Here is a 698-nt window from a genome sequence, read left to right as displayed (position 1 = left end):
TAAGGTCATTGACATACTTATTAATTAGGCAATACTGCGTTTCATAAAATCACGAGGGCGGAACCCGAGCACGTATAAAGCAACAAAATAACTTCCCGCACCAACAATCACGACGCCTATCAAACGTAGCATACGCATCAGCATATTACCTTCTTGCCAAGACGGCATAAAATGTAAGACACCAAATAGCACGGCACCCATTACAATTAACGCTATCAATAGTTTAACGATAAACCCTTTCCAGCCCGCTAAAGGCTGAAAAATATCTTGCTTGCGCAATTGCCAATAGAGAACTCCCGCATTAAAACCGGCAGCTAACCCAATGGTTAAAGCTAAACCTGCATGTTGTAATGGCCCGATAAAGGCTAAGTTCATCAGTTGCGTTAAGATTAACGTGACAATCGCAATTTTCACTGGGGTACGAATATCTTGGCGTGAATAAAAACCTGGTGCCAAAATTTTCACCAAAATCATCCCAGTTAACCCAACACAATAGGCAATTAAGGCATATTGTGTCATAAGTGAGTCATGCGCCGTAAAATTACCGTATTGGAATAAAGATACGGTTAATGCTTCAGAGAGTATCGCCAACCCTAACGCACAAGGTAGTGCCAGTAGCAGACAAAGGCGTAACCCCCAATCCATCAAGTGACGATATTCGTTTTGGTTGCCACTCGTAAAGCTTTTCGCAAGTGATG

Annotated in this window: 1 protein-coding gene; it reads right to left on the bottom strand. The window is 42.3% G+C overall.

The window, feature by feature from the left end:
• Positions 1–24 precede the first annotated feature (24 nt).
• Positions 25–698, bottom strand: a 674-nt coding sequence (gene murJ / locus A9O67_RS12970; protein ID WP_197484429.1) for a murein biosynthesis integral membrane protein MurJ, incomplete at its 5' end; no start/stop codon positions are given.

The sequence above is a fragment of the Tepidimonas fonticaldi genome (assembly GCF_001675355.1).
GTDB lineage: Bacteria > Pseudomonadota > Gammaproteobacteria > Burkholderiales > Burkholderiaceae_C > Tepidimonas > Tepidimonas fonticaldi.
This window is presented reverse-complemented; position numbering and strand designations above follow the sequence as displayed.